This window comes from Streptococcus sanguinis (genome assembly GCF_013343115.1).
Classification (GTDB): Bacteria; Bacillota; Bacilli; order Lactobacillales; family Streptococcaceae; genus Streptococcus; species Streptococcus sanguinis_H.
Window position 1 is genome coordinate 1,703,291 of record NZ_CP054570.1, and the last position, 23,705, is coordinate 1,726,995.

Sequence of the window (23,705 nt, forward strand, 5' to 3'; positions counted from 1 at the left end):
TTCATTATAAAAAAGGCCACCCCTTTTGGTAAGCCTCTCTTTCTAGTATTATTTATCCAAATGTGACTTTTTACAGCTCCTGCCCCAGATGAGAGCTAGCCTTGCGAAAATTTAAGGGTGACTGGCCACGCGCCTTCTTGAAGGCTTTTGAAAAGCTCTGTGTTCCGGCAAAGCCTGTCTTACTAGCAATCTCTTCCACCGAAAGCTGGCTGCCCGTCAGCAAATCAGCTGCCATATTGAGTCGCAAGTCATTGCTGTACTCCTTAATCCCCTTTCCTACTTCATCCTTGAAAAGCCGAGATAGGTAGGAAGGGTGCAGCGCCAATTTCTGCGCCAGCTCCTGCACAGATAGACTTTCTGGCAGATGACTTCTCAGCAACTCCAAGACCTGCTGGACATAGGGATTGACCCGACGACTTTCCGTGATTAAAGAGGTCTGCTTGAGACGCTGGGACAAGAGTTCTAAAAAGCGATAAACTTGCCTTTGCAGAGCTAGTTCAGCTGTTATTCCGCTGCCCTCATAGGCCAGACTTTCAAAGACCAAGGCCTTAAATTCCTGCAAAGAGGTCAGCTCAAAAGACCACTGGCCCGACTGTAAGCCCAGTGCCTGCAGATAAGGAGGCAAGAGGCGCCCACCCAGTCCCATCCAGACATAAGACCAAGGCTCTTCTCCATCAGCCTGATAAAAGACCGACTGACCCGGCGGCACCACAAAGCCCTGCCCTTCCTGCAAATCATAGCGCTGATTGCCCACGGAGTAAGTCCCCCGTCCCTCCAGTACGATATGAATGACATAAACATCCCGGACAGCCGGCCCAAAGCTATGATGGGCTTCCGTTTTTGAATAACCGCAGAAGGCAAAAAAACAATCTTCTTGGCCAATCTGCATAGACTTAACCAAGGTCAGCGAATGCTCCATCAGCTCCTCCTTAGATTTGGATAAAATTTTTATCCTTATTATAAAACAAAAACCACTAAACAGCAACTGAATCTGATTAGTGGTTTCTTCATTCATCTTAAAAAGATTGAACGGATGGGTTATGATTAAAGAGGGCGTGAGTAGCCTTATAGATATGGTAGGCTGTTGCAGCGTTATTCATAGTGTAAAGGTGTATGCCCGCTACATCTTGGGTCACCAAGTCAACAATTTGATCCACAGCATAAGCCAGACCTGCTGCTCTCAGAGACTCTGGATCATGTTCGTACTTATCCAGAATAGCCCGGAATTTTCTCGGCAGCTTGATATTCTCACAGGTCTTGAGCAGGCGCAGAGCCTGATTGCGGTTGAGAATCGGCATAATCCCAGCATGGATAGGCACTTCAATACCCGCTAAAATACACTTGTCCTGAAAGTCGTAAAAGCGCTCATTGTCAAAGAAAAGCTGGGTGACCAGACTAGAACAGCCAGCATCGACCTTTTTCTTCAGATTTTGAATATCCGAAATCTGATTAGGCGAATCCGGATGGCCCTCTGGATAGCAGGCTCCGATGATGTCAAAATGCGGTGCTTCTGTCTTGATGTATTCGATCAAGTCAGTCGCATAGGTAAAATCATCCTTAGGTGCTACATCTGGAAAAATATCCCCTCGCAAAGCTAAAATCTGATGGACACCAACCCGATCTAGAGACTGCAAAATATTGGACACCATGTCCTTGGTCAGATAAACCGCGGGCAAGTGAGCAATCGTCGGAATCTTGAGATCGTTGGCGATAAACTCCGTCAAACGAACCGTCGTCTCCTCAATGTCAAACTTATTATTGCTGGCTGTCACACTGATAAAGTGAGGAGCCAGATCTTGCATCTCTCTCAACGCCTGAAAAATCTTATCATTGCCTACTGCCGGATTGGGAGGAAATACTTCAAATGAGAGACTGGGTGTGTGACGACGAACCATATAACAAAAAGTTCCTTTCAATGATGGTAGTGATAGCCGAGGACAATCCTAGAAGAACAGATTCGGCAGGATTGTCAGCTCTGCTTCAATTTTGGGGTATCCTCCATCAAGATCAACTGTTGAGGTTCGAGGAGGATTATTTCAAGTGTTGTCTAGCTGCTTTGGCTGCTTCTACTAAGCGCTCCAAGCTAGCCTTAGTTTCTGGGATACCACGAGTTTTAAGACCGCAGTCAGGGTTGATCCAAACCTTGCTGCTTGGCACCTTAGCCAAGATAGCTTCAATCGTATGGTCGATTTCCCCTTCGTTTGGCACACGAGGCGAGTGGATATCGTAAACCCCAGGTCCCACTTCTGTTTGGAAGTTTTTCGCTTTGAGTTCGTCCAAAATTTCAAGGTTTGAACGGCTTGCTTCAAAGGAAATCACGTCCGCATCCATGTTGTCGATAGCAGGGATGATATCTGTAAATTCTGAGTAACACATGTGAGTGTGGATTTGTGTATCTGGCGCTACTGTAGAGTGTACCAAGCGGAAGGCAGGGATTGCCCAGTCAAGGTAATCTTCATACCAGTCGCTGCGGCGGAGTGGCAATTTCTCACGAAGAGCAGCCTCGTCGATTTGGATAATCTTCACGCCTGCTGCTTCAAGGTCAAGAACTTCATCCTTGATAGCAAGAGCGATTTGAAGGGTAGAATCCTTGATAGAGATGTCTTCACGTGGGAATGACCAGTTGAGGATGGTAACAGGTCCAGTCAACATACCTTTGACAGGTTTGTCAGTACGGCTTTGTGCGTAGCTAGACCATTTGACAGTGATTGGGTTGAGACGAGTCACATCACCCCAGATGATTGGTGGTTTAACCCCACGCATACCGTATGATTGTACCCAACCATTCTTAGAGAAGAGGTAACCTGACAAGTTTTGACCGAAGTACTCAACCATGTCATTACGCTCGAACTCACCGTGCACCAGCACGTCAAAGCCAACTTCTTCTTGCCACTTGATCCATTCATCAATTTGCTCAGCCAAGAACTTGTCATAGTCTTCTGCTGACAGCTCACCCTTACGGAAGGCCAAGCGTTTGGCACGAACTTCCTTAGTTTGAGGGAAGGATCCAATTGTCGTAGTTGGCAACGGTGGCAGATTGAGTGTCTTGTGTTGGATTTCCTCACGCTCTGCAAAGGCTGGCAAACGAGTGTAGTCAGCGTCTGTCAAGCCAGCGATACGAGCACGAAGTTCCGCATTTTCACCCACACGTTCAGTCGCAAAGAGTTCTTTGTTAGCAGCAAGTGCTTCTGCACCACCGCCATTGCGGATAGCATCCAAGTCACGGATTTCATCCAATTTTTCCACCGCAAAGGCAAAGTGGTTCAAGATTGCTGGTTCAAATTCTTCATTAGCAGTCGTAAATGGCACATGGAGAAGTGAGCATGAGCTTGTCAAAACAAGATTTTCAGCTGGAATTTGCTCAAGCACTGCCAAGCTCTTTTCATAGTTGTTGCGCCAGATATTTTTACCATTGACAATCCCTGCATAAAGTGTCTTATCAGCTGGGAAGCCACCTTTTACAAGGTCAAGAGTTTTCTTGCCTTCTACAAAGTCCAGACCAATCGCATCTACTGGCAGCTCTACAAGGTCTGCATAGATGTCACGAACATCCCCAAAGTAGGTTTGAATCAAAACTTCAAGACTTTTCTTGTCCGCCAAAAGCTTCTTATAAAGGTCCAAGAAGAGAGCTTTTTCTTCTGCTGACAGGTCCTTGACCAGACTTGGCTCATCCAGCTGGATACGCTCTGCGCCAAGCTCTGCTAATTTGGCAAAAACTTCTTGATAAGCTGCAGCTAGTGCATCTACAAAGTCAGCCGGCGCTACACCGTCTTCAAAGTCAGATACTTGCAGGAGGGTGAATGGACCAACCACAACTGGACGGGTTACCAAGCCCAACTCTTTAGCTTCTGCAAATTCATCAAAAATCTTATGCCCAGCCAGCTTGACTTGAGTTTCTTTTTCAAATTTAGGAACGATATAGTGGTAGTTGGTGTTGAACCATTTCTTCATCGGAAGGGCACGGACATCCCCTTTTTCGCCCTGATAGCCACGAGCCAAGGCAAAATACCGCTCCAAGTCAGTCAACTCCAAGCCTTGCACAGATGATGGCACCACGTTAAAGAGAAAAGCCGCATCCAGGACATTGTCATAATGAGAAAAGTCATTTGATGGAATCTCTGAAATTCCTTTTTCCTTAACAATATTCCAGTGCTTAGCGCGCAGATCCTTAGCTGCAGCCAGAAGCTCTTCTGCTGAGATTTCATGTCTAAAGTATTTTTCAGTTGTAAATTTCAATTCGCGGAATTCGCCCAATCGTGGGAAACCAATGATAGTCGTTGACATAAACGTCCTCCAAAATTTTTCTTGATTTTATCTTATCAGAAAATCCCCCCTCTGTATAATTGGAATTTCCCAGAGTTTGATATAGTCTAAAACTATAACCTATCTCGCCAACCAGTCCAACCCCCCCATTTTAGAAGCACCATTGACTGAAATTATTGTTTGCTATAGGTAGAAATTATAACCTTGGAAAAAGAAAAACCAGCGAGAATAAAATCTCGTTGGTTTCTATAATATCTTGTCTTGTTTACTCTGTTTCATGATACAGCTTTTTAGCCTTTTCAATATCATAGTATCGGTCAAACTCTTCTTTGGAGTTGATAATGTGTTCCTGGCTGTCAACAGACAGTTCTGGGGGAATGTTTACAGCTTCATATACATTCACCGTAGACGGCAAAAATAAGCTGTAGACGGTTGCCTCACGCTCAAATTGAACTGCACTATTTTTAGAATTCAAAATAAATACAGTCGCATTTCCTTTTTCTAAGAGCTTATAGGGCTTTGAGCTCTTAGAAAACTGAGTCTGTTCCAAAAAAGCTTTATCTATCGAGAACTCCCCACCAACAGAAACAGTTTTAATACCATTAGCTTTATCATCCCAAGATGTTGATGTTGTTACTCCCAACTTTCTGTTAAAGTCTTGAGCTAGAATTTCATTTTCCTCAATCTTCTTATTTTGCAAATTAAGAAAAAGTGGTTTAGTATTTTGATAATTCTTTAAATCCCGTATCTGAATCTTTAAATATTCCTGTCCTTTCCAAGTATAAATATCCCCTAGCTCTGCTGGTATATAATCCACATTGTAATCTTCTACCACCTTGTAAAGATCCAACTCCGTCTCCTCCTCAAGCTTCATGCCCTTAACTTGGTAAATACTCAAAGTCCAGTAAGCTCCATCAATTGGCCGCTCCTGTAAATAATAAGGAGTATCTTTTAATTTCATATTCTGACGCAATATATATCGAGAACCTACACGAGTATTTTGTACAAATCCGTAACTCCCAAACTCTTCCATTTTTTTGTCTTCGTCCGGAGTCGTTGAAGTCCAATGGACAATAGCGCCTGCACCATCCGCAATGATTTCATAGTCATCAATTTCAGCTTTACCAGTATACTGGCTGTACTGCCTATAGTATTGTTCATTATAGTAACGATAGAGAGTCCAAGATACCAAAGATAAACCCGCTAATACTAACAATGTAATAAAAATCTTTGTTTTGCTCCATTTCATAATTAAGCTCCTATTTTGCAAATTTATCGTCTAAGTAATTAGGCAACTTCTCCACTTTCATTCCTCTCCTCCTTCTCTACAACAAACTCTCTAACTAAGCGGTAGATAACTGCGAAGATAGGCGTGAAGAAAATCATGCCAACCAAGCCAAAGAGGTTGCCCCCAATCAGGGCGGCGGCTAGGGTAAAGAGAGTTGGGAGACCGACGGACTGGCCGACCACGCGCGGATAGATGACATTGCCCTCAATCAGCTGCACTCCCTGAAAGACTGCGATAGAAAGAAGGGCTTTCCAAGGGCTGTCGGTGAAGATAAAGATAGCGCCCAGAGCACAAGCTGAGAAAGGCCCGATGTATGGAATGAAAGAGAGCACTCCAGCCAAAACTCCTGTCAAGGCTGCATAAGGCAGGCCTGTCAGAGAATAGGCGATAAAGACTAAAATCCCAACAATGACGGCCTCTATCATCTGCCCCATCAGGAACTTATCATAGGTCTCAACAATGACAGAACCGACGTAGGATAGGCGTTTGACAGCCTTCTCAGGAAGCAGAACCTGCAAGAGACGGCTAGTGATTGTCTGCAAATGCTCCTTGCTGCTCAAGAAGGCAAACATGAGAAAAATAGACATGATGACAGAGAAGAAATTGCCAAAGATGGCAGAGATATTGCCCGTCAGACTGCCCAGAAGAGAGATGGCTCGGTTGACAATGTCGCTATTTTGCAGCTGCTTGGTCAAATCTTTCAGCTGGCTAGAAGAAAGCAAGCCAGACTGCTGCAGCCACTTGGCTACCTGAGGCGCTACCTTGCCGATTGTTTCGCTCAGCTGATTGACCGCTGTGGTCAGGGTCGGCACGACAATAGAAACAATCCCTGTCATAATGAGAGCTAAAATCAGCACCTCTAAAATCAAGGCCAAACCGCGCTGCAACTTCTGAGGGACTCGGCATTTGTCCAAGAAATCTTCCAGTTTTTTCATTGGAACATTAAAGATAAAGGCTAGGACTCCACCTAGTATAATGGGTGAAAAAACCGAAGTCAGACTCTGCAGACCAGACCAGATGTTCCCGATATAGAGAACCAGAGCCAGAGCGAGCGCCGCAAACATGATTAGTTTATAGGATTCATTTATTTTTTTCATAAGGCTTCCTTTTAAGGTTTTGTCATTTCCTTATTTTATCATAATTTTCGAGGGCTTTCGAGCAAGAGGAAGCAGAGCGACACATAGGTCAGTCTGCTTTGTCATCGCTCTTGAATTTGGATACATCTAGAAGATAGAAACTTCCTGAGATGAGAGCCAGAAAGCCGGCCAAGTCCCCCAAAAATGGAATGATTCCAGCAAGAAAGGCGAAAAAGAGAAGCTTACGGCTCATCTTATTAACTCTTGGCTCTTCACTATAATGAGCCATCCCAGCTAAGGAAAGACAAAGAAACAGCAAGCTGATCAGTATGATCAGGACGCCCCAGTCAGAATTTTCGATTAGTTTAGGAACTAAAGCAACTATTTCCCAGTGCCATCTATTCGAAAAAGCGTAAAGGATTATCAGACCTCCTAAGATACCGGCAATTCCATTTACCAATAACAATTTATTTGACTTCATAGCAATCTCGTTCTTTCTTTTTTTAAAATAGTATACCTAGCCACTTTCTAATCTGTCAACCTTTATAAAAGAATGACTGTCTCATCTGATAAATCCGTTTTCATTCATATTATCTTATGATAAAATAAGCTTATGCACAAGAAAACGATTATTGATTTTAAGCAGTTGGGTCAACGCCTGATTTTTACGAATCCCATCAAGGAGCTAAAGACTCGCCGCCTGGACCAAGTGGAGGAACTTTTGACAGAGATTGAGGGCTGGCAGGAGAAAGGATACTATGCTGTCGGCTATGTCAGCTATGAAGCAGCGCCAGCCTTCGAGGAAAAGTTCCAAGTTCATGCGGCCCCACTCCAGAAGGAATACCTCCTCTACTTTACTATCCACGATAAGGCTGAGGAGGCTTCCATTCCCTTGACCTATGAAGAAGTGGAAATGCCAGCAGCTTGGCGAGGGCTGACTTCTGAGCAAGAATACCAGAAGTCTATAGAGACCATTCATCATCATATCCGCCAAGGCGATACCTATCAGGTCAACTACACGGTACAGCTGTGCGCGGAGCTAAATCCTGAGGACAGTTTGGCTATTTACAACCGGCTAGTCGTCGAGCAAAATGCGGCCTACAATGCTTATGTAGAGCATGACGAGACTGCCATCTTGTCCATTAGCCCTGAGCTCTTTTTCGAGGAGCACCGAGGTCAACTGACAACTCGTCCTATGAAAGGAACCACCAATCGGGGACTGACCTTAGAGCAGGATAGAGAGCAGGCTGCATGGTTAGCACAAGATGCCAAAAACCGAGCTGAAAATATGATGATTGTCGATTTACTCCGCAATGATATGAACCGCATTTCTCAGACAGGCAGCGAGCACGTTGAGCGTCTCTGCAGCGTCGAACAATACTCTACAGTCTGGCAGATGACCTCTACCATTAAAAGCCTGCTGCAGGAGGGAATCGGACTGGCAGGGCTTTTCAAGGCGCTCTTTCCTTGCGGATCCATTACAGGTGCTCCTAAGATTTCGACCATGGCTATCATCAAGGCGACAGAAAAAGCTGCCCGCGGGGTCTACTGCGGTACAGTAGGTATCTGCCTGCCAGACCAGAGACGGATTTTTAACGTCGCCATCCGTACCATTCAGCTGGAGGGAAGGAAAGCTATCTATGGCGTTGGCGGCGGCATCACTTGGGACAGCACGTGGAAAAATGAATACATCGAAACCCAGCAAAAATCTGCCGTTCTCTATCGAAAGAATCCACGATTCGACCTGATTTCTACAGGAAAAGTGACGGACGGAAAGCTAACCTTGCAAGACCAACACCTGCAAAGACTGACAGAAGCAGCCAGCTACTTCGCCTATCCTTTTGACCAAGACAAACTAGAGCAAGAGCTAGAAGAAACCTGCACTCAGCTAGACAAAGAAAAAGATTATAGGCTACGTATAGCTCTAAAAAAAGACGGCAGCATTGAGCTAGAAACGACTCCTCTACTGCCACTGACGGATACTTTCAGAAAGGCAAAACTGCTCGAGCAGACAGCCAATCTAGCCCAGCCTTTCACCTATTTCAAAACCAGTCATCGGCCACATTTGACCTTGGAGCAGCAAGAGCATATTTACTACAATGCCCAAGGCCAACTGCTGGAAACCTCTATCGGCAATCTGCTGCTGGAGCTAGACGGCAAGCTCTACACGCCTCCAGCTGAACTGGGCCTGCTCAAGGGCATCTACCGCCAGCAGCTACTGGATAAGGGACAAGCTACTGAGAAAGTTTTAACGCTGGCTGATCTGGCTCAAGCAGAGAAAATCTACGCCTGCAACGCAGTCAGGGGATTGTACGAGCTAGAGATTGAGGATGAAGAATTCCACAATTTGCCACTTGCTTTTAATCCTCATCAAAAACTTTAGAAATATTTGAGAAATTCTTTATAAATATTTGAAGGTTTGGCGCTATACTAATTAATAAGAAGAGGAGTTTTCTCTCCTAACATCATGAAAAGGAGACTTGATCATGGAAAATGTTTTGGTTTTACAGCAAGTCAGCAAGAAATTCGGCCGGCAGTACGCTCTGACCGATGTGAGTCTGACGATAAAAAAAGGAGATATTTACGGTTTGATTGGCAAGAACGGGGCCGGAAAGACCACTCTGATCAAGGTCATCACCCAGCTCTTGGAAGCAAGCAGTGGCAATGTCTCCCTCTTTGGCTCTCAGACCTATCAAGAATGGACGCAGAGCCTCAAGCGGGTCGGATCGGTCATCGAAACACCGGTCGCTCACAACCACCTGACAGCCTATGAAAATCTCAGCTACTACTGCAAGCTCCGCCATATTCCCCATGCAGATAAGGTCATCCGTGAAACCTTGGAATACGTGGACTTGACGGATACGGGCAAGAAGAAATTCCGCGACTTCTCACTCGGGATGAAACAGCGGCTGGGTCTGGCTATCGCGCTTCTTACCAGACCCGACCTGATGATACTGGACGAGCCTATCAATGGCCTGGATCCAGTCGGCATCAAGGAATTCCGCCAGCTGGTGCAGCGGCTCAACGAGGAGTTGGGCATGACCTTTATCATCTCCAGCCATATCCTGTCTGAACTCTACTTGGTGGGGACCCAGTTCGGCATTATAGAGGAAGGACGGCTGATTCGCGAGATTTCCAAGGCGGAGTTTGAAGAACAGAGTGAAGACTATATCGTGCTTAAAACGTCGCAGTTAGAAGAAGCCAGCCGGCTGATTCACGACCAGCTCATGCATCGCATCAAGGTGGTCAATGCTTCTGACGAGATTCATATCTTTACCCATTCGCATGAGATTAGCAAGATAGTCAAGGAACTTGCGGCTGCAAATATACCGGTGCAGGAGATTTACTATGCACGACAAAACCTAGAAAACTTCTTTACAGACTTGGTCGAATGAAAAAGGGAGGCTTATCATGATGGATTTCATTCGAGCCGATTTATACCGGCTCATGCGCTCAAAAGGCTTTTGGATTACTGAGTTTTTATTATTCTGTGCGATTATCTCAACAACCTTCTTCCATGCAAATATTCATTTTGGAGCAAATATCTCAAGTAATGCGTCTGCTAGTCAATCTCTAGGAAAACTAACCGGCCTTCAAGCTCTGGACTATTTTGCAGGCAATACAGACAGTCTGCTCTTTTTCACCATCATTGGTATCAGTATAGTTCTTGGAGTGGACCTGTCTCGGAAACTTTATAAAAACTGTCTGAGCTACGGTATCTCTAAACTCAGCTATTATTTTTCTAAATTCTTTGTCTGCGTTAGCATTGCAGCCTTTCACTTCCTGATGATTTTATCTATCTCCTTTGTGACCGCTAGTCTGTCCAACGGAATTGGCAGCGCCCCCAGCTCTTTTTTGCCTCAGTTGGGAGCTGCTCTCTTCATTCAATTTCTCAGCACGGTTGCATGGATTGCCATCATTTCTTTTATACTCTATGCCAGCCACTCGATTGTATCTAGCTTTCTGACCTATTTCCTTGGCGGTACCTTACTGACTATTCCCCTCATCTTTTACCCTGACAATGAATGGCTGCTCTATCTGACCATGCGTTTTAACACAGATATGGCAGCAGATAGCGGAGCTGTTATCAAAGCTATCCTGACAGTGGTAACGGTCACCTTGCTCTTTATGGGTGGCGGGCTGATGGTTTTCAAAAAGAAAGATTTATAAAAAGCAGGAACAATCTTAAACATTCAGAGGAGATTTCATGTTACATACTATCCAGGCGGAGCTCTACCAGCTTGTCCGCTCTAAGCTTTTTTGGCTAATAGAAGGGCTGCTCTTTTTTCTCATTTTCATCAGCTCTCTTGGTGAAAGAAACTTTAATTTTTATATCTCTACATCTTCTGATCCAGAAGAAATAGTCATCCAAGGTTGGACAGGATTTGAAGCTCTAGGGCAGCTTGCTAAAGACTTCCTGCCCTTTGTCATGATTACTGTCCTTGTGCTTATCATCTTTCTGTTAGGTCGCGACCTGACTAGAAAGCTATACAAAAATATATTAGCTGGCGGGATTTCTCGAAAAGAATTTTACTTATCCAAAATAGCTGTTCTTGTCGCAATTATCATCTTTCAACTAGTGGCAGCCTTTGCTGTAGCCTTTATCTTTGGAAGCCTCTTCCACGGACTTGGGACTATGCCAAAGAACTTTTTCTGGAGCTTTTCCTTGTCTTTCTTTCGCTCCTTTCTCTTTATCATGACCTGCAGTTCTGTAGTTACCTGTCTCCTCTACCTGACCCACTCCACCCTAGCCAGCTATCTCGTCTTTTTCGCCCTGATCATGCTTCAGTCTAGCCTCGTCATCGTTTTCCCTCAGATAAATTCTGAACTATTCTTATTCCTTATCCTAGCTGGTTCTCTCTTAGGTGGTTACCAAGCCTTTCAGCACAGGGACTTATAAATCTAAGCAGTCAGCTCTTTGGCTGCTTTTTTATTGCTTTTGGATTGGTTCTGCATTTCTTTAGAAATATTTTAGAATTTCTTGAGAAATATTTGAAATCTAGCTTGTATACTAAAATCAAACCTAAGAAAGCGAGAATATACCATGCAAACTGTTTTAGAAGTAAAGCAAGTTACCAAACAATATGGCCAGCAATATGCCCTTGATCATGTGAGTCTTTCGATCCAGAAGGGCGAAATTTACGGTTTAATCGGCAAGAACGGAGCTGGCAAAACCACTCTTCTCAAGACCATTAGCCGGCTTATTCATGCCAACAGCGGAACCGTGTCTGTCTTTGGTTCGCAGAACTCTAAGGAGTGGAATGAAGCCCTGCGCAAGATAGGTACTGTCATCGAAACACCAGTCGCTTACAATCAGATGACTGCTTATCAAAACCTCAACTACTACTGCAAGGTCCACCAGATTGCCCAGCCCGACCAGCTCATCAAGGAAACTCTGGCCTATGTCGGATTGAGCAATACTGGTAAAAAGAAATTCCGAAACTTTTCGCTAGGAATGAAGCAGCGCTTGGGGATCGCAATTGCCCTTATAAGCAAGCCTGAACTCATGATTTTAGATGAGCCCATCAACGGCCTAGATCCGCTTGGCATCAAGGAATTTCGACTGATGATTCAGCGACTCAATCAAGAATTGGGAATCACTTTTATCATTTCCAGCCACATCTTGTCCGAGCTTTATCTGGTAGCCACCAAGTTTGGAGTGATTGACCAAGGACAGCTTGTCGCAGAATTCACCAAAGACGATTTTGACCGAGCCAGCGAAGATTATATCGTCCTCAAGACTAGCGATAAAGAACAGGCTGCCAATCTCATCCAAGGCAAGCTCCACTATCAGCTCAAGGACGCTGATAAATCTGACGAACTGCACATTGTCGCCCAAGAGCAGGAACTAAATGACATCAACAGGGAGTTGGTTCTATCAAACATTCATGTCAATGGTATCTATACAGCTCACAAAGATTTAGAAAAATACTTTACAGATTTAGTCCAGTAAGGAGAAAAAAACATGTTACATACTTTTCAAGCAGATTTTTACCGCTTCTTTCGTTCCAAGGCTGTTTGGATTACCGAATTCATTTTTCTACTGACGACCTTGAGCGCAGTCTTTGGCAAATTAAATGCTGTCCAGCTTATACAAGCGGTGTCCAACGCTATCGGTAATAATACTTTTATCATCATTATCCTCTCTATGGTCGTCATCGGGACAGATCTGAACAAGCAGCTTTACAAGAATACTTTAACCAGCGGCGTTTCCCGTACCAGTTTCTTCGTCTCTAAAGCCCTAGTCATGGTCTGCGTAACGTTCCTGCAGTTGACTCTCTATTATAGCATCAACTTTATCCTAGCAGCCATTCTAAACGGTATTGGTGATTTATCCGCCACCTTCCTGCTTCAGTTTATTCTTCTATTCTTTGTGCAGTGCCTGACTGTCATTGCTTGGACAGCCATTATTTCCTTTATTCTTTATCTGAGCAAATCTATGATTGCTGCTCTGGGAGGTTACCTTTTCTGCGCATCCTTAACCGGAGCTCTTGCTCAATTTTATCCCAAATCTCTATGGCTGCAGCATTTCACCATGAGCTTTGACTTTGAGACGCTCCAAAGCAACGGTGTAACCTTAAGAATTATTCTAATCGCCTTGGTCTTAGGAACAATCTTCACTGTAGCAAGTCTCTATACTTTCCACAAAAAGGATTTATAGTAAAAAATGAGCTGGTTCTCGACTGGCTCATTTTAATCTTTTCAATTTTAAATTTCTTTAGAAATATTTTAGAATTTCTTGAGAAATATTTGAAATTTAGTTTGTATACTCAAAGTATAAACAAAGGAATTAAAGGAGAAACATCATGCAAAATGTTTTAGAAGTGAAAGGACTCACTAAAAAATACGGTGATCAGTATGCTCTGAAAGATGTCAGTCTTTCCATCAAGAAAGGAGAGATCTACGGTCTCATCGGAAAAAACGGTGCTGGTAAGACCACACTGATCAAAATCATCACGCAAGTCATCTATCCTAGCGGAGGGACCGTATCTGTCCTGGGCTCTCAGAACCAACAAGAATGGACCAGAGCCCTCGGCCATACTGGATCTGTTATCGAGACCCCTGTAGCTCATGCCCACATGTCGGCCTATGAAAATCTACGCTACTACTGTACCGACCGGGGCATTCCAAATGCTGACAAAGTCATCAAAGAAACCCTGCAATATGTCGGCCTGACCGATACTGGAAAGAAAAAATTTCGCAATTTCTCTCTAGGGATGAAACAGCGGTTGGGCATTGCCATTGCCATTTTGGGGCGTCCCGACTTGCTCATCCTGGACGAGCCCATTAATGGTTTAGATCCAGTTGGGATTCAGGAATTTAGAGAAATGGTCAAGCGCCTCAATCAAGAATTAGGCATCACCATCATCATTTCCAGCCATATCCTGTCCGAGCTTTATCTAGTCGCAACTCGCTTTGGTTTTATCAATCAAGGGCATTTCATCAAGGAGCTGTCTAAGGAAGAATTTGACCGAGAAAGCGGCGACTATATCATCCTCAAAACGGATAATATCAAGCAAGCTGCTCATTTAGTGCAAGACAAGCTAGGCTACCAGCTCAGACCGACCAACAAGGAAGATGAGCTGCATATTTCCGGTAAGGTACAAGAAATTCGCAAGATTGCCAAGGAACTAGTCCTAGCCGACATCCCAATCGGGGAAATCTACTACGCCCACAAAGACTTAGAAAAATACTTTACAGACTTAATCAACCAACAAGGAGGAAACACTCATGTTTAATAGTATCAAGGCGGATTACTACCGTCTCTTCCGCTCCGTAGGATTCTGGGGAGTGCAGGCTTTCTGCATCTTTGGAATTCTCCTCGGCATTTTCACTTCCAAAGTTGTCAGTTCCGACAACGGTATCTTTTTTGCCATAGATGTCGTCTCCTACAACAGCGGCATGCTCTTTATTGCCTGCAATGTCATGACTAGCTTGCTTCTCGGTGTTGATCTCAATGACAAACTTTATCACAATAACCTGACTACAGGCAAGACTCGGACCCAGTATTACTTCTCTAAATCACTGACTATCGGTAGCTTACTTCCTATGCAGTTCATACTGCTCTACATTTTTGGTATTGTCATCGAATTTGTCCGAACCGGTGGTAATATGGGAACCCTGCCAGCTAATTTCTGGGGACAATTCGCAATACTCTTTGTCATGCAGGTCATCTGTACCTATGCTTGGTACTGCATTACCAGCTTTGTCCTCTACTTGACTCGAAACTATAGTGTCGTCTTTATCACCTATATCATGACCTACATCTTACTCGGCCTCCCTAGTCAAATGGTTGATGCCAATAATGAATGGTTCAAGGCTATCAAGATGGAGTTCGTCTACGGAGACGCTTCAATACCAAGTGTCATCATCAAAACAGCTATCTTTGCTCTCAGTCTGATCACGGTCTTTAGCTTAGCAGGACTGGCTACACTGAAAAAGAGAGATTTGTAAAATAAAAACTCAGCTAATCACTAAATTAGCTGAGTTTTTTTGAGCGGATTTTAATTGGATGATGAGCGGATTTCACCCTTTCTGGTCTAGCCGGCTTTATCGGCTTTCTTTCACTGCTTCCAATCTTGCTTTTTCAAGAACAGACTGATGCAGACTCCTAGGATAAGGTAGAAAGTGACAAAGGTAAGACTAGCTGCCAAACTGGTCGGATATGGAAAGATCTTGCCCAGAGGAAAAAGAATATTAGATAGAAATCCAAGGGGAACAAAGATCAAGAATAAAATCAAGGCTAGCTTAACCTGAAAAGAAGGTCTTACCTCGGATAGATTGCGGCCCGTTCCCCACACCAGCAGCCCTACTCCCTGAACAATCAGCACCGGCGTTAGCAAGACACTAATCTTGAGAAAATCAGCTAGGATAATGGAGAGGATGATGCCCAGACCGATAAAGCCAAGAGAGAGCTGATAGCAAATATTGCTGGCTATTCTCCTGTACTTGATTGACTGCTCTTCCTCTTTCTGGACTACAGGCTCAATTCCCTTGAGCAGATAGTCTGTGGTCACATCAAAATAGTCACTCATGGAAATGATCTTATCCAAATCAGGCATACTCTGCTCGCTCTCCCACTTGGAAACGGCCTGTCTAGACACACCGAGTTGGTCGGCTAGCCCCTCCTGAGAAATGCCCCGCGCTTTTCGCAGGTACTGGATTCTGTCTGATAGATTCATGGATTGTTTTACCTATTCTTTCTTATTTTTTATACTTTCTTTCATTGACACTTATTATAGCACAAGGCGGAGAGACTGCAAAGTCTGATTGTCATCTCTTCATAAAATGCTAGACTTCTTCTTTAGATGGAAGAGCTTTTTCCTCCCTATCCGCCCGATACCAGAGATAGATACTATAAAGTGTCAGGATAATCACACCTCCAAAGTAAAGGAAGGGATTGACTTGAGAGAAATCCAATTGATTGTTAGCTTGAGCTATTCCAACAAAAGTCGGGATGAGGGTGTTGGAGAGCGCATGAAAGATGTTACAAGCAAGGCCAGACTGGGTCTTCTTATACAGAGCTGCAAGCCAAAAAGATAGAAGGATACAGAAAATGATATAAACTGAGAAAAGATCCTGGCTTCTATCATAAAAGCGATCGTAAAACCAGAGAGGAATATGCCAGATGGACCAAATAATACCGGTCATCAAGGTAGAGACAAAGAAAGAAAACTTTTTCTCTAAGGCCGGCTGTAGGAAGCCGCGCCAGCCAAATTCTTCAATCCCGCCCGATAGGACAATACAATAGATAAAAAACCAAGGAAATCTTACTAAAGCGCCGTCTACCAGCTTGCCGCCAGAAGCTAGGGCATAGAAGGTGGTCAGACCGCCACCATAGATTAGCAAGTAGAGCCAGGTCTCTTTCTTGCCTGAAAAGAGATAGGAGCAAATGGCCTTGAAGCCTTTCTTTTTCAGTACGATTAGACTGGCCAGCATAGGCCCAAACATAGCAATACCATTTAGAATAGCTTCAAGAGCTAGATAGGCTGTGGGTGGACTGTCTGGCCAAAGGTTTTTGAGGATAATGTCCAATAGCCAGAATCCCCATGTCCAGCCGAAGTTCCAAGCCAGGAACGGCAAAATTAGTTTTGGTTGTGGTTTGATAGTTGTTTCTGTATTCATGAGAATACCTCCTTATAATATAATTAAACTCAAGTTTTTGATCCAAATCTTCAAAGACAGCGACTCGTTCATTCCGAAATCAAAAACTTGGCTTCTACTTTCAGATTAACAAAAAAGCCAGTTGCCTTTCTAGCGACTGGACTTGGAATAAAGAAAACATCTAGTTGCTTTTTGAGTGATTGAACTTGGAATCATTGTCAACTGTCAGTTGCAAGTCAGTTATATCAAGGGTTTAGAGCAGTTGGCTGATTTTTCACTTTGACTGTTAAAATGACCTCGCTGATATGACTTGCTTTTCAAATCACAAAACAAAAAGGCATCTTTATCATGCCTTTCTTCGACTTAATCTAAAAACAAACCTCCGCCAATTCGAAAATTAACTGAGGTTTTTGAGCGGATTTTGAGACTAGCTGATAGAGCTGAGCCTTCCTTGTTTTGCTTTTTCAAGTCTTTTTTACAAAGTCACAACCAGTTCAAACCAGTCGTCCTCTGCTTTCATTGTCAAGTCCCCGCCTAGGATTTCGACTAACTGCTGGGTGATGTAGAGCCCCAGCCCTGAAGACTCCTCGCTGCTGGATAGGTTTTCTGAGTAAAAGCGATTAGTCAGCTTATCCAGATATTGGATAGGCTGCTGGACGATATTTTTGACGGTAAAGATACAATGCTCGCCCTCTTTTTTCAGAGAAATGCTGGCGGCCTTACGGCCGTGCTTGAGGACATTGCTTATCATATTTTGGACAATGCGCTCTAGAATTTCTGGGTCTGTCTCTAGCTCTAGACCTTCAGCCAGCTCTACCTGCAGGTCCATCTGGGCTTTCTGGAAGGCGTCATAATAGGTAAAAAGCTGCTGGGTTACCAGCTGAGATATATCTGTCGGCTGGACATTGGCTCGTATGGCTCCCTCCATCAGCCGGCGGTACTCCATCAAGGCTTCCAGCCGTTTGGATACCATTCCCAGACTATCTGCAATTTTGATTAGCTGCTGACTTTCCTGACTATCATCCTTCAGCAGCTGCTGGGTGTAGCCACTGGCAATGGTCAGAGGGGTACGGATATCATGGGCGATATTACTGATAGCCATATCCAGCGTCTTCTTTTCCTGCTGGACGACAAAGGTCGTCTTATCTAGCTCCCGAAAGAGCAGCTCTGCTTCCTCTGTCAGCTCCAAAATACTGGGGGCATGGGCAGCAGGAGCCAGACGATTCTGGCTCCCTGTCTGCCGCTTCCGACGAATCTGCTGAGCCACATCCTTGACCGCCAGATGATAGCGTATGAAACCAATGGCCAAAAACAGGCTGATAAGGGCAAATAAAATGACTAACACCAACATATCAGTCCTCCTTGAGCCGGACACCTAGTCCCCAAACAGTCTCTATGTATTCCTCTGTTGGATCCAACTGAGCCAGTTTCTTACGTAGATTGCTGAGGTGGGTATTCAGGGTATTATCCCCAGGCAGATAGCTCTCTTCCCAGACCTGCTCAAAGAGCTCTTCCTTGGTGTAGATCTTCTTGGGATGACGGAGCAAGAGCTGGAGGATATGATATTCTTTCTTGCTCAGACGTACGCTTTTCTCTCCACAGACCGCCTCAAAGGTAGCCTTGAGCAGACGAATATTTTTAAAGGACTGGCCTTCTTCTTCGCCAGTCAAAGCCTGCTGGCTGCGCAGCTGCACGGTGATACGGGCAAAAACCTCATCCAGATTGAAGGGTTTGACGATATAATCATTAGCACCATTCAGCAGGTACTGACTAACCAGCGCTTTCTCCCCAAGGGCCGTCAGCATAACCACTGGCACCGTAGCATTGCTGCTGCGAATTTCCCTCAACACTTCATCACCGTTCTTCCCCGGTAGCATGATATCCAAAAGGACCAAATCAATCTCCTCCCGCTCAAACAGCGAAATGCCCTCCGTCCCCGAATAGGCGGAATAAACCGTGTGTTCCTTCTGAAAAAGTTCTTTTAGAATTTCATGAATATCACTGTTGTCTTCGATGAGTAAAATATGAGCCATAAACACTCGCCTCCAGAAATTTCCTATCACTAGTGTAGCAAGGATAAGAGGCTAAGTCAATAAAAGATGGACTATTCGAAAAACTTTAGAAATATTTTAGAATTACTTGAAGGATATTTGAGAATCGAACTTTAAAATAGAAAGAAATAAGAAATGCATGTGCTATAAAAAGGAGGCTCAAAATGTTTAAAATTTTTTGCAAAATCATTTTTAGAAGTATTACTTTCGCCCTTGAGGGCTAAGGAAAAAGGCTGAGACATTCATATCTCAGCCTTAGTTTATTTCACAGATGCTCCGTTAGTCGCGATAACTTCCTTGTACCAATCAAAGGATTTTTTCTTGGAACGTTTGAGTGTCCCCTTACCTTCATTGTCCCGGTCCACGTAGATAAAGCCATAGCGCTTCTTCATCTCGCCAGTGCCGGCTGATACTAGGTCGATACAGCCCCAGGTCGTGTAGCCCCACAGCACCACGCCGTCCTCATTGATGGCTTCCCGCATGGCCTTGACATGGGCCGCCAAGTAGTCAATCCGGTAATCATCAGCCACATAGCCATTTTCATCTGGAGTATCCACTGCACCCAGACCATTTTCCACGATAAACATGGGCTTTTGATAGCGATCCCAGATGGTATTTAGCGTAATACGCAAGCCCAGCGGATCAATCTGCCAGCCCCACTCAGAAGCTTCCAAATAAGGGTTCTTGAGAGAAGCAAAGATATTGCCCTCGGTCAGCTCATTGACCTTAGAATCGCCCGAAGCTACCCGGCTAGAGTAGTAAGAGAAGGAAATGAAGTCCACCGTATGCTCCTTGAGCAGCTGCAGGTCTTCTTCTGTCATTTCGACAGTGATGCCCTCGCGCTCCCAAGCTTTCTTGGCATAGTTGGGATATTCGCCACGCGCCTGCACATCAATGAAGAAATAGTTTTTCCTGTCTTCCTCCATACCAGCCCATACATCGCGTGGATGACAGGTGTTAGGATAATTTTGACCCGCCGCTAACATACAGCCGACCTTATTTTCCGGATCAATCTCATGAGCCAGCTTGGTGGCAATGGCTGACGCGACTAGCTCATGATGGGCTGCTTGATACTTGACCTGCTCCTCATTTTCCCCTTCTTCAAAGCAGAGCCCAGCCCCCATAAAGGGTGCATGGAGGATCATGTTAATTTCATTGAAGGTCAGCCAGTACTTGACCAATCCCTTGTAGCGGGTAAAGAGAGTGCGGCAGAGACGCTCGTAAAATTCCAGCATGAGACGATTTCGCCAACCACCATATTGCTCAATCAAGTGCATGGGACAGTCAAAGTGAGTAATGGTCACCAAGGGCTCAATACCGTACTTGTGGCATTCCTTAAAGAGGTCTTCGTAAAATTTCAGGCCAGCTTCATTGGGCTCCAGCTCATCCCCCTTAGGGAAAATCCGGCTCCAAGCAATGGACAGACGATAGGTCTTAAAACCCATCTCGCCAAAGAGAGCAATATCCTCCTTGAAGCGATGGTACATGTCAATAGCTTCCTTAGCTGGGTAGAAATAGCCTTCCTCAAAGTCAAACATCTTTTTCTTACCCGTGATGATGGCCAGACGGTCCTCACCAATCGGCACCACGTCTACATTGGCCAGCCCGCGACCATCCGCATCGTAAGCGCCCTCGCATTGGTTGGCAGCTGTCGCTCCACCCCACAAAAAACCATCCGGAAAAGTCAGTTTTTCAGTCATATTTCTACTCGCTTTCTTATTTGCTTGTTCATTTACTTATATTATAGCTCATTATGTAAACCTTTTCTTATAAAATATTGTTACATACTGATACTATTCTACTATTTAAGTTGATCAGATCATTTTTTAAAAATTATCCTCTCAAAAAAAGCAATTGCCCTCTCCTTAAACAAAAAAAGAAGACTGAAAACCAGTCTTCTCTGTTCCTTTTAAATCAAAGCCGTGATAGCCGTTACTAGGCCAAAAACAATCCCGGGTGCATTGGCTGCTGCAAGAGGGATATCTCTTTCCTTTTTGAAAAGTCCATAGTAGACCCAGAGACTGCAGTTAATCGCTGCAACCAAGGGCTGGATGAAGTTTCCTTTTTGACCAGCCAAGTTGTTCATGATTTGTGGGAAGTAAGACACATACATCATAACAGACATGAAGGTCGCTACCCAACCCAAAACTTTCATTTGTTTTTCAGACATTTTCAAAGCCTCTTTCATTTTTGCTGAATCTTATTTTATAATCTTCTTTCAAAACAATCAAGTCTTTAAAACTTTTGTTATAAAGATGTAAACTATCACAATCTTGTGATAAGAAATAAGAGTGAAGTTAGGAAAAATAGTTATAAGCAGAAAAACAAATATTTTTATGTGCTGAAAAATCTTGATACTGGGTCTTTTATTGCTGAAATATTTACTTCTTTTTATGATAAAACTGACTTTTGGGCCAGAATCAATATTTTCCTAAATCTACAACTTGTTGATATCTACTTTCATCATCAATATGATGGGCAATTTCTAACATCATAACAGGAAGAGAAAATAGTAGTTCACGTACCATGAGGGCGTTTTCTTTATCTAGGGTTGCTGTTACTTCATCAGCCAACAACAGATTTTTTCTACGAAGAAGAAAGCGTGCCAATTCAATCCGCACCCTTTGTCCCCCAGAAATATTCTCCCCGTTATTCTTGATAATAAAATCCAGCCCACCCGTCAATTCAAAATCCAGTTTGACTTGTTTCAAAACAGCAAGCAGCTCTTCCTCAGAAAATTCTTGTCCTAAGGTCAAATTGTAACGCACTGTATCATTAAAGAGAAATGGGTGTTGGTTAATAATTCCTATACTGGATACAAAACTTGATGTACATTCATTAACAGTTGTCACGCCGATAATTTCTCCCTCATCTGCTATTTCTTCTCCAGTAATGAGTCGGAACAAGGTTGACTTACCACAACCACTCGGTCCTTTGATTAAAACTTTCTGACCTGCTTGAACATCCAAGTTTAAGTGAGTAAAAAGCTGTCTGTCACCATAAGATTTACTTAAATTTTTAATGTGCAGGGCATGCAATTCTTGCGCATCTTTTTTATCTATCTGTTTTACATCTCCAATTTCTAATATTCCAAAAATCTTATCAGCTGTCGTTTTGGCCCCTTGTATATCTACAGCATCATACATAATAGTCTGAATAGGGCTCACTAGTTGACCTGCTGCGATGTACATGGCAACAAGACTTGCCACTGACACTTTCTGCCCAGCCATAGCAAAGTAAAAACCTAAAACAAGTGGTAAAACTTGGCTCAAAAAGACCATGAAACCGTTGCAAAAGAAAATAATATTATGGGTAAAGCAAAATTTTTGAATTGCTCGTTGATAATTTAGATTAATCTTCCAAAATCTGTTCTGATTTTCAGAAATTGCTTGGTTCATGAGTAGAGTATGTGCTCCTCGGATACTATCAGATACTTGATTATGAACATCTACTCTGCCTTGCGCCATGTCATCACCAGTATGTTTGAGTCTTTTATTCATCAAGAACTGAGGAATAGGACGCAAAATAGTGAAAAAGACAAAAATGCTACCTAGCAACAAATTTTGCGAAATAATATAAATCGCTGTTAGTAATGCAACAAAGCTCCAGCAAATGATATTGACGTATTTTTCTAAGTAATTATCCCCCAAATACTCCATATCTTGTGTGAGCATGGTGATTTTTTCATCTTCGCTAAAATCTTTATTTGTCATCAGCTTGCCAAATAAATCTGCCCTCATATTCATTTGAATTTCACGACGAAAAACATTATGTGTATGATTACAAAAGAGCATTAAGCTATACAGGACAAAGTATACTGTAAAGCCAAAAACAGCAAACTGTATAATTTTAGAATAAGTCAATTCTCCTTGATTTAAGGACAAGGCTTGTGATACGACTAAGGGTTGAGCAAGAGCCAAACCTCCATTTGCCAGTGCGCCAATGATAGTATAAAACTTCGTTTTCTTGTCCAGATAGTGAAATATTTTATTCACAATGCCCTCCTAGAAAAAGAGAGTGGCTAGCACTCCTCTCCATTTTTATTATATAAATTTAACAAATATTACAATCTCATTATTCCTATCTTCTATCTGTTTTAAATATTTGTTTACCTCATTTTCTTCAAGTAAATGTTTATTCTCTTCCAAAATAGGCAATATATTCACTTTCCGTTGTTTTATTTTCTTGTATATTCTTCTTCAATTCATTCGTAATCAAAAATGAATGATTATTTTTGATATTAAAATATACACTACCATCTTCAGTATCATACCTTAAGATATATCGTGATAACTTTCATATTACCATCTCTTTATCTTTGCTTTATTTTAAATACATTGTATAACTATTAAAATAATAATTCAAGAAAAATCAGAATATTAGAAAAGTTCTACATTTTAATAATTTTTAATCGAGTACAAACTAATTTCAAATTCCCTTATCTACTACTATACATGCCGTACTATCACATTTCTGTTCGTCGAGACACAATCTCGCTATTCCTTCCTCTAAGGTTAACTTCAAATGACTACGCATCCTATTTCATTCGATAAAAATCAATCACTAGACCAGCAGGGCCTTTAACTAGCAGCGATTCCGTACCCCAATCAGTTACAGCTGGGCCGTGTAAAATCTCAGCACCAAGCTCTTTCAACCGCTGGTAATTCTGGTCTACATCCTCAATCTCGATATGAAGAATGATTCCTGTCTGGAAATTTTCCAAAGGAATCAAATGATTTTGGGACAACATGAGGCAATGACTGCCAATCGTGAACTGAGCAAAACTGTCGTCAACATAGTCTGCCTTTTTATCAAAAATACGCTCCAAGTCAGCACAGACTTGAGGAACATCTGAAACGATGATATCTAATTGATTTAAATTCATTTACTATCCTCCATAAAAAGACCGGATTGCTCCGATCT

General features: G+C 43.2%; 22 protein-coding genes. 8 read left to right on the forward strand and 14 right to left on the reverse strand.

The window, feature by feature from the left end:
- Positions 1–70: 70 nt before the first annotated feature.
- From FOC72_RS08155 to FOC72_RS08180, 6 genes are all read right to left on the reverse strand, one after another.
- Entirely contained in the window at positions 71–1,015 is a 945-nt protein-coding gene (locus tag FOC72_RS08155) for an AraC family transcriptional regulator (RefSeq protein WP_002896519.1), read from the reverse strand.
- Position 1,016: 1 nt separating this feature from the next.
- Entirely contained in the window at positions 1,017–1,895 is an 879-nt protein-coding gene (gene metF / locus FOC72_RS08160) for a methylenetetrahydrofolate reductase [NAD(P)H] (RefSeq protein WP_002896521.1), read from the reverse strand.
- A gap of 136 nt (positions 1,896–2,031) precedes the next feature.
- Positions 2,032–4,284 carry a 5-methyltetrahydropteroyltriglutamate--homocysteine S-methyltransferase gene (gene metE / locus FOC72_RS08165; RefSeq protein ID WP_002896523.1) on the reverse strand — a complete coding sequence of 751 codons (2,253 nt, stop codon included), beginning with the start codon at positions 4,282–4,284 and terminating at the stop codon, positions 2,032–2,034.
- 244 nt (positions 4,285–4,528) lie between these two features.
- Positions 4,529–5,512, reverse strand: coding sequence for a hypothetical protein (locus FOC72_RS08170; RefSeq protein WP_002896525.1), 984 nt, complete (start codon positions 5,510–5,512; stop codon positions 4,529–4,531).
- 38 nt (positions 5,513–5,550) lie between these two features.
- The gene (locus FOC72_RS08175) at positions 5,551–6,648 is read right to left on the reverse strand and encodes an AI-2E family transporter (protein ID WP_002896527.1); all 1,098 of its coding nucleotides are present in this window, start codon (positions 6,646–6,648) and stop codon (positions 5,551–5,553) included.
- A gap of 88 nt (positions 6,649–6,736) precedes the next feature.
- Positions 6,737–7,108 carry a hypothetical protein gene (locus tag FOC72_RS08180; RefSeq protein WP_002896528.1) on the reverse strand — a complete coding sequence of 124 codons (372 nt, stop codon included), beginning with the start codon at positions 7,106–7,108 and terminating at the stop codon, positions 6,737–6,739.
- 132 nt (positions 7,109–7,240) lie between these two features.
- Between FOC72_RS08180 and pabB the strand changes: the two genes are divergently transcribed.
- The 8 genes from pabB (at position 7,241) to FOC72_RS08220 (ending at position 15,081) form a co-directional block, all read left to right on the forward strand.
- Positions 7,241–9,010, forward strand: coding sequence for an aminodeoxychorismate synthase component I (gene pabB, locus FOC72_RS08185; protein WP_002896530.1), 1,770 nt, complete (start codon positions 7,241–7,243; stop codon positions 9,008–9,010).
- Positions 9,011–9,113: 103 nt separating this feature from the next.
- Entirely contained in the window at positions 9,114–10,022 is a 909-nt protein-coding gene (locus tag FOC72_RS08190; RefSeq protein ID WP_002896532.1) for an ABC transporter ATP-binding protein, read from the forward strand.
- Between the two features lie 16 nt (positions 10,023–10,038).
- The gene (locus FOC72_RS08195) at positions 10,039–10,797 is read left to right on the forward strand and encodes an ABC transporter permease (protein WP_002896533.1); all 759 of its coding nucleotides are present in this window, start codon (positions 10,039–10,041) and stop codon (positions 10,795–10,797) included.
- 37 nt (positions 10,798–10,834) lie between these two features.
- The gene (locus FOC72_RS08200; protein WP_002896535.1) at positions 10,835–11,527 is read left to right on the forward strand and encodes an ABC transporter permease; all 693 of its coding nucleotides are present in this window, start codon (positions 10,835–10,837) and stop codon (positions 11,525–11,527) included.
- 144 nt (positions 11,528–11,671) lie between these two features.
- Positions 11,672–12,580 (forward strand): ABC transporter ATP-binding protein, encoded by a 909-nt coding sequence (locus FOC72_RS08205; protein ID WP_002896536.1) that lies wholly within the window; start codon positions 11,672–11,674, stop codon positions 12,578–12,580.
- A gap of 12 nt (positions 12,581–12,592) precedes the next feature.
- Positions 12,593–13,288, forward strand: a complete 696-nt coding sequence (locus FOC72_RS08210; RefSeq protein ID WP_002896537.1) for an ABC-2 transporter permease family protein — start codon at positions 12,593–12,595, stop codon at positions 13,286–13,288.
- A gap of 145 nt (positions 13,289–13,433) precedes the next feature.
- Positions 13,434–14,366 carry an ABC transporter ATP-binding protein gene (locus FOC72_RS08215; protein WP_002896538.1) on the forward strand — a complete coding sequence of 311 codons (933 nt, stop codon included), beginning with the start codon at positions 13,434–13,436 and terminating at the stop codon, positions 14,364–14,366.
- Positions 14,359–15,081 carry a lantibiotic ABC transporter permease gene (locus FOC72_RS08220; protein WP_002896539.1) on the forward strand — a complete coding sequence of 241 codons (723 nt, stop codon included), beginning with the start codon at positions 14,359–14,361 and terminating at the stop codon, positions 15,079–15,081. The genes FOC72_RS08215 and FOC72_RS08220 overlap by 8 nt, the downstream gene beginning before the upstream one ends.
- 110 nt (positions 15,082–15,191) lie before the next feature.
- Here FOC72_RS08220 and FOC72_RS08225 read toward each other — a convergent pair whose 3' ends face one another.
- The 8 genes from FOC72_RS08225 to FOC72_RS08260 form a co-directional block, all read right to left on the reverse strand.
- Positions 15,192–15,809, reverse strand: a complete 618-nt coding sequence (locus tag FOC72_RS08225) for a helix-turn-helix domain-containing protein (RefSeq protein WP_002896540.1) — start codon at positions 15,807–15,809, stop codon at positions 15,192–15,194.
- 109 nt (positions 15,810–15,918) lie between these two features.
- Positions 15,919–16,752 (reverse strand): CPBP family intramembrane glutamic endopeptidase, encoded by an 834-nt coding sequence (locus FOC72_RS08230; RefSeq protein ID WP_002896541.1) that lies wholly within the window; start codon positions 16,750–16,752, stop codon positions 15,919–15,921.
- A 454-nt stretch (positions 16,753–17,206) separates the two neighbouring features.
- Positions 17,207–18,082, reverse strand: a complete 876-nt coding sequence (locus FOC72_RS08235) for a sensor histidine kinase (protein WP_002896542.1) — start codon at positions 18,080–18,082, stop codon at positions 17,207–17,209.
- 1 nt (position 18,083) lies between these two features.
- Positions 18,084–18,764 (reverse strand): response regulator transcription factor, encoded by a 681-nt coding sequence (locus FOC72_RS08240; protein WP_002896543.1) that lies wholly within the window; start codon positions 18,762–18,764, stop codon positions 18,084–18,086.
- A 278-nt stretch (positions 18,765–19,042) separates the two neighbouring features.
- Positions 19,043–20,482, reverse strand: coding sequence for a 6-phospho-beta-glucosidase (locus FOC72_RS08245; protein ID WP_002896545.1), 1,440 nt, complete (start codon positions 20,480–20,482; stop codon positions 19,043–19,045).
- Positions 20,483–20,691: 209 nt separating this feature from the next.
- Positions 20,692–20,952, reverse strand: coding sequence for a SemiSWEET family transporter (locus FOC72_RS08250; protein WP_001291476.1), 261 nt, complete (start codon positions 20,950–20,952; stop codon positions 20,692–20,694).
- 250 nt (positions 20,953–21,202) lie between these two features.
- Entirely contained in the window at positions 21,203–22,777 is a 1,575-nt protein-coding gene (locus FOC72_RS08255) for an ATP-binding cassette domain-containing protein (protein ID WP_002896547.1), read from the reverse strand.
- A gap of 542 nt (positions 22,778–23,319) precedes the next feature.
- Positions 23,320–23,667, reverse strand: a complete 348-nt coding sequence (locus FOC72_RS08260; RefSeq protein ID WP_002896549.1) for a VOC family protein — start codon at positions 23,665–23,667, stop codon at positions 23,320–23,322.
- Between the last annotated feature and the right edge of the window lie 38 nt (positions 23,668–23,705).

What these genes read in the sequence shown, in the direction of transcription:
- FOC72_RS08155 (WP_002896519.1), bottom strand. Translation starts at nt 1,015, where the DNA reads ATGAATGAAGAAACCACTAATCAGATTCAGTTGCTGTTTAGTGGTTTT.
- metF (WP_002896521.1), bottom strand. Translation starts at nt 1,895, where the DNA reads ATGGTTCGTCGTCACACACCCAGTCTCTCATTTGAAGTATTTCCTCCC.
- metE (WP_002896523.1), bottom strand. Translation starts at nt 4,284, where the DNA reads ATGTCAACGACTATCATTGGTTTCCCACGATTGGGCGAATTCCGCGAA.
- FOC72_RS08170 (WP_002896525.1), bottom strand. Translation starts at nt 5,512, where the DNA reads ATGAAATGGAGCAAAACAAAGATTTTTATTACATTGTTAGTATTAGCG.
- FOC72_RS08175 (WP_002896527.1), bottom strand. Translation starts at nt 6,648, where the DNA reads ATGAAAAAAATAAATGAATCCTATAAACTAATCATGTTTGCGGCGCTC.
- FOC72_RS08180 (WP_002896528.1), bottom strand. Translation starts at nt 7,108, where the DNA reads ATGAAGTCAAATAAATTGTTATTGGTAAATGGAATTGCCGGTATCTTA.
- pabB (WP_002896530.1), top strand. Translation starts at nt 7,241, where the DNA reads ATGCACAAGAAAACGATTATTGATTTTAAGCAGTTGGGTCAACGCCTG.
- FOC72_RS08190 (WP_002896532.1), top strand. Translation starts at nt 9,114, where the DNA reads ATGGAAAATGTTTTGGTTTTACAGCAAGTCAGCAAGAAATTCGGCCGG.
- FOC72_RS08195 (WP_002896533.1), top strand. Translation starts at nt 10,039, where the DNA reads ATGATGGATTTCATTCGAGCCGATTTATACCGGCTCATGCGCTCAAAA.
- FOC72_RS08200 (WP_002896535.1), top strand. Translation starts at nt 10,835, where the DNA reads ATGTTACATACTATCCAGGCGGAGCTCTACCAGCTTGTCCGCTCTAAG.
- FOC72_RS08205 (WP_002896536.1), top strand. Translation starts at nt 11,672, where the DNA reads ATGCAAACTGTTTTAGAAGTAAAGCAAGTTACCAAACAATATGGCCAG.
- FOC72_RS08210 (WP_002896537.1), top strand. Translation starts at nt 12,593, where the DNA reads ATGTTACATACTTTTCAAGCAGATTTTTACCGCTTCTTTCGTTCCAAG.
- FOC72_RS08215 (WP_002896538.1), top strand. Translation starts at nt 13,434, where the DNA reads ATGCAAAATGTTTTAGAAGTGAAAGGACTCACTAAAAAATACGGTGAT.
- FOC72_RS08220 (WP_002896539.1), top strand. Translation starts at nt 14,359, where the DNA reads ATGTTTAATAGTATCAAGGCGGATTACTACCGTCTCTTCCGCTCCGTA.
- FOC72_RS08225 (WP_002896540.1), bottom strand. Translation starts at nt 15,809, where the DNA reads ATGAATCTATCAGACAGAATCCAGTACCTGCGAAAAGCGCGGGGCATT.
- FOC72_RS08230 (WP_002896541.1), bottom strand. Translation starts at nt 16,752, where the DNA reads ATGAATACAGAAACAACTATCAAACCACAACCAAAACTAATTTTGCCG.
- FOC72_RS08235 (WP_002896542.1), bottom strand. Translation starts at nt 18,082, where the DNA reads ATGTTGGTGTTAGTCATTTTATTTGCCCTTATCAGCCTGTTTTTGGCC.
- FOC72_RS08240 (WP_002896543.1), bottom strand. Translation starts at nt 18,764, where the DNA reads ATGGCTCATATTTTACTCATCGAAGACAACAGTGATATTCATGAAATT.
- FOC72_RS08245 (WP_002896545.1), bottom strand. Translation starts at nt 20,482, where the DNA reads ATGACTGAAAAACTGACTTTTCCGGATGGTTTTTTGTGGGGTGGAGCG.
- FOC72_RS08250 (WP_001291476.1), bottom strand. Translation starts at nt 20,952, where the DNA reads ATGTCTGAAAAACAAATGAAAGTTTTGGGTTGGGTAGCGACCTTCATG.
- FOC72_RS08260 (WP_002896549.1), bottom strand. Translation starts at nt 23,667, where the DNA reads ATGAATTTAAATCAATTAGATATCATCGTTTCAGATGTTCCTCAAGTC.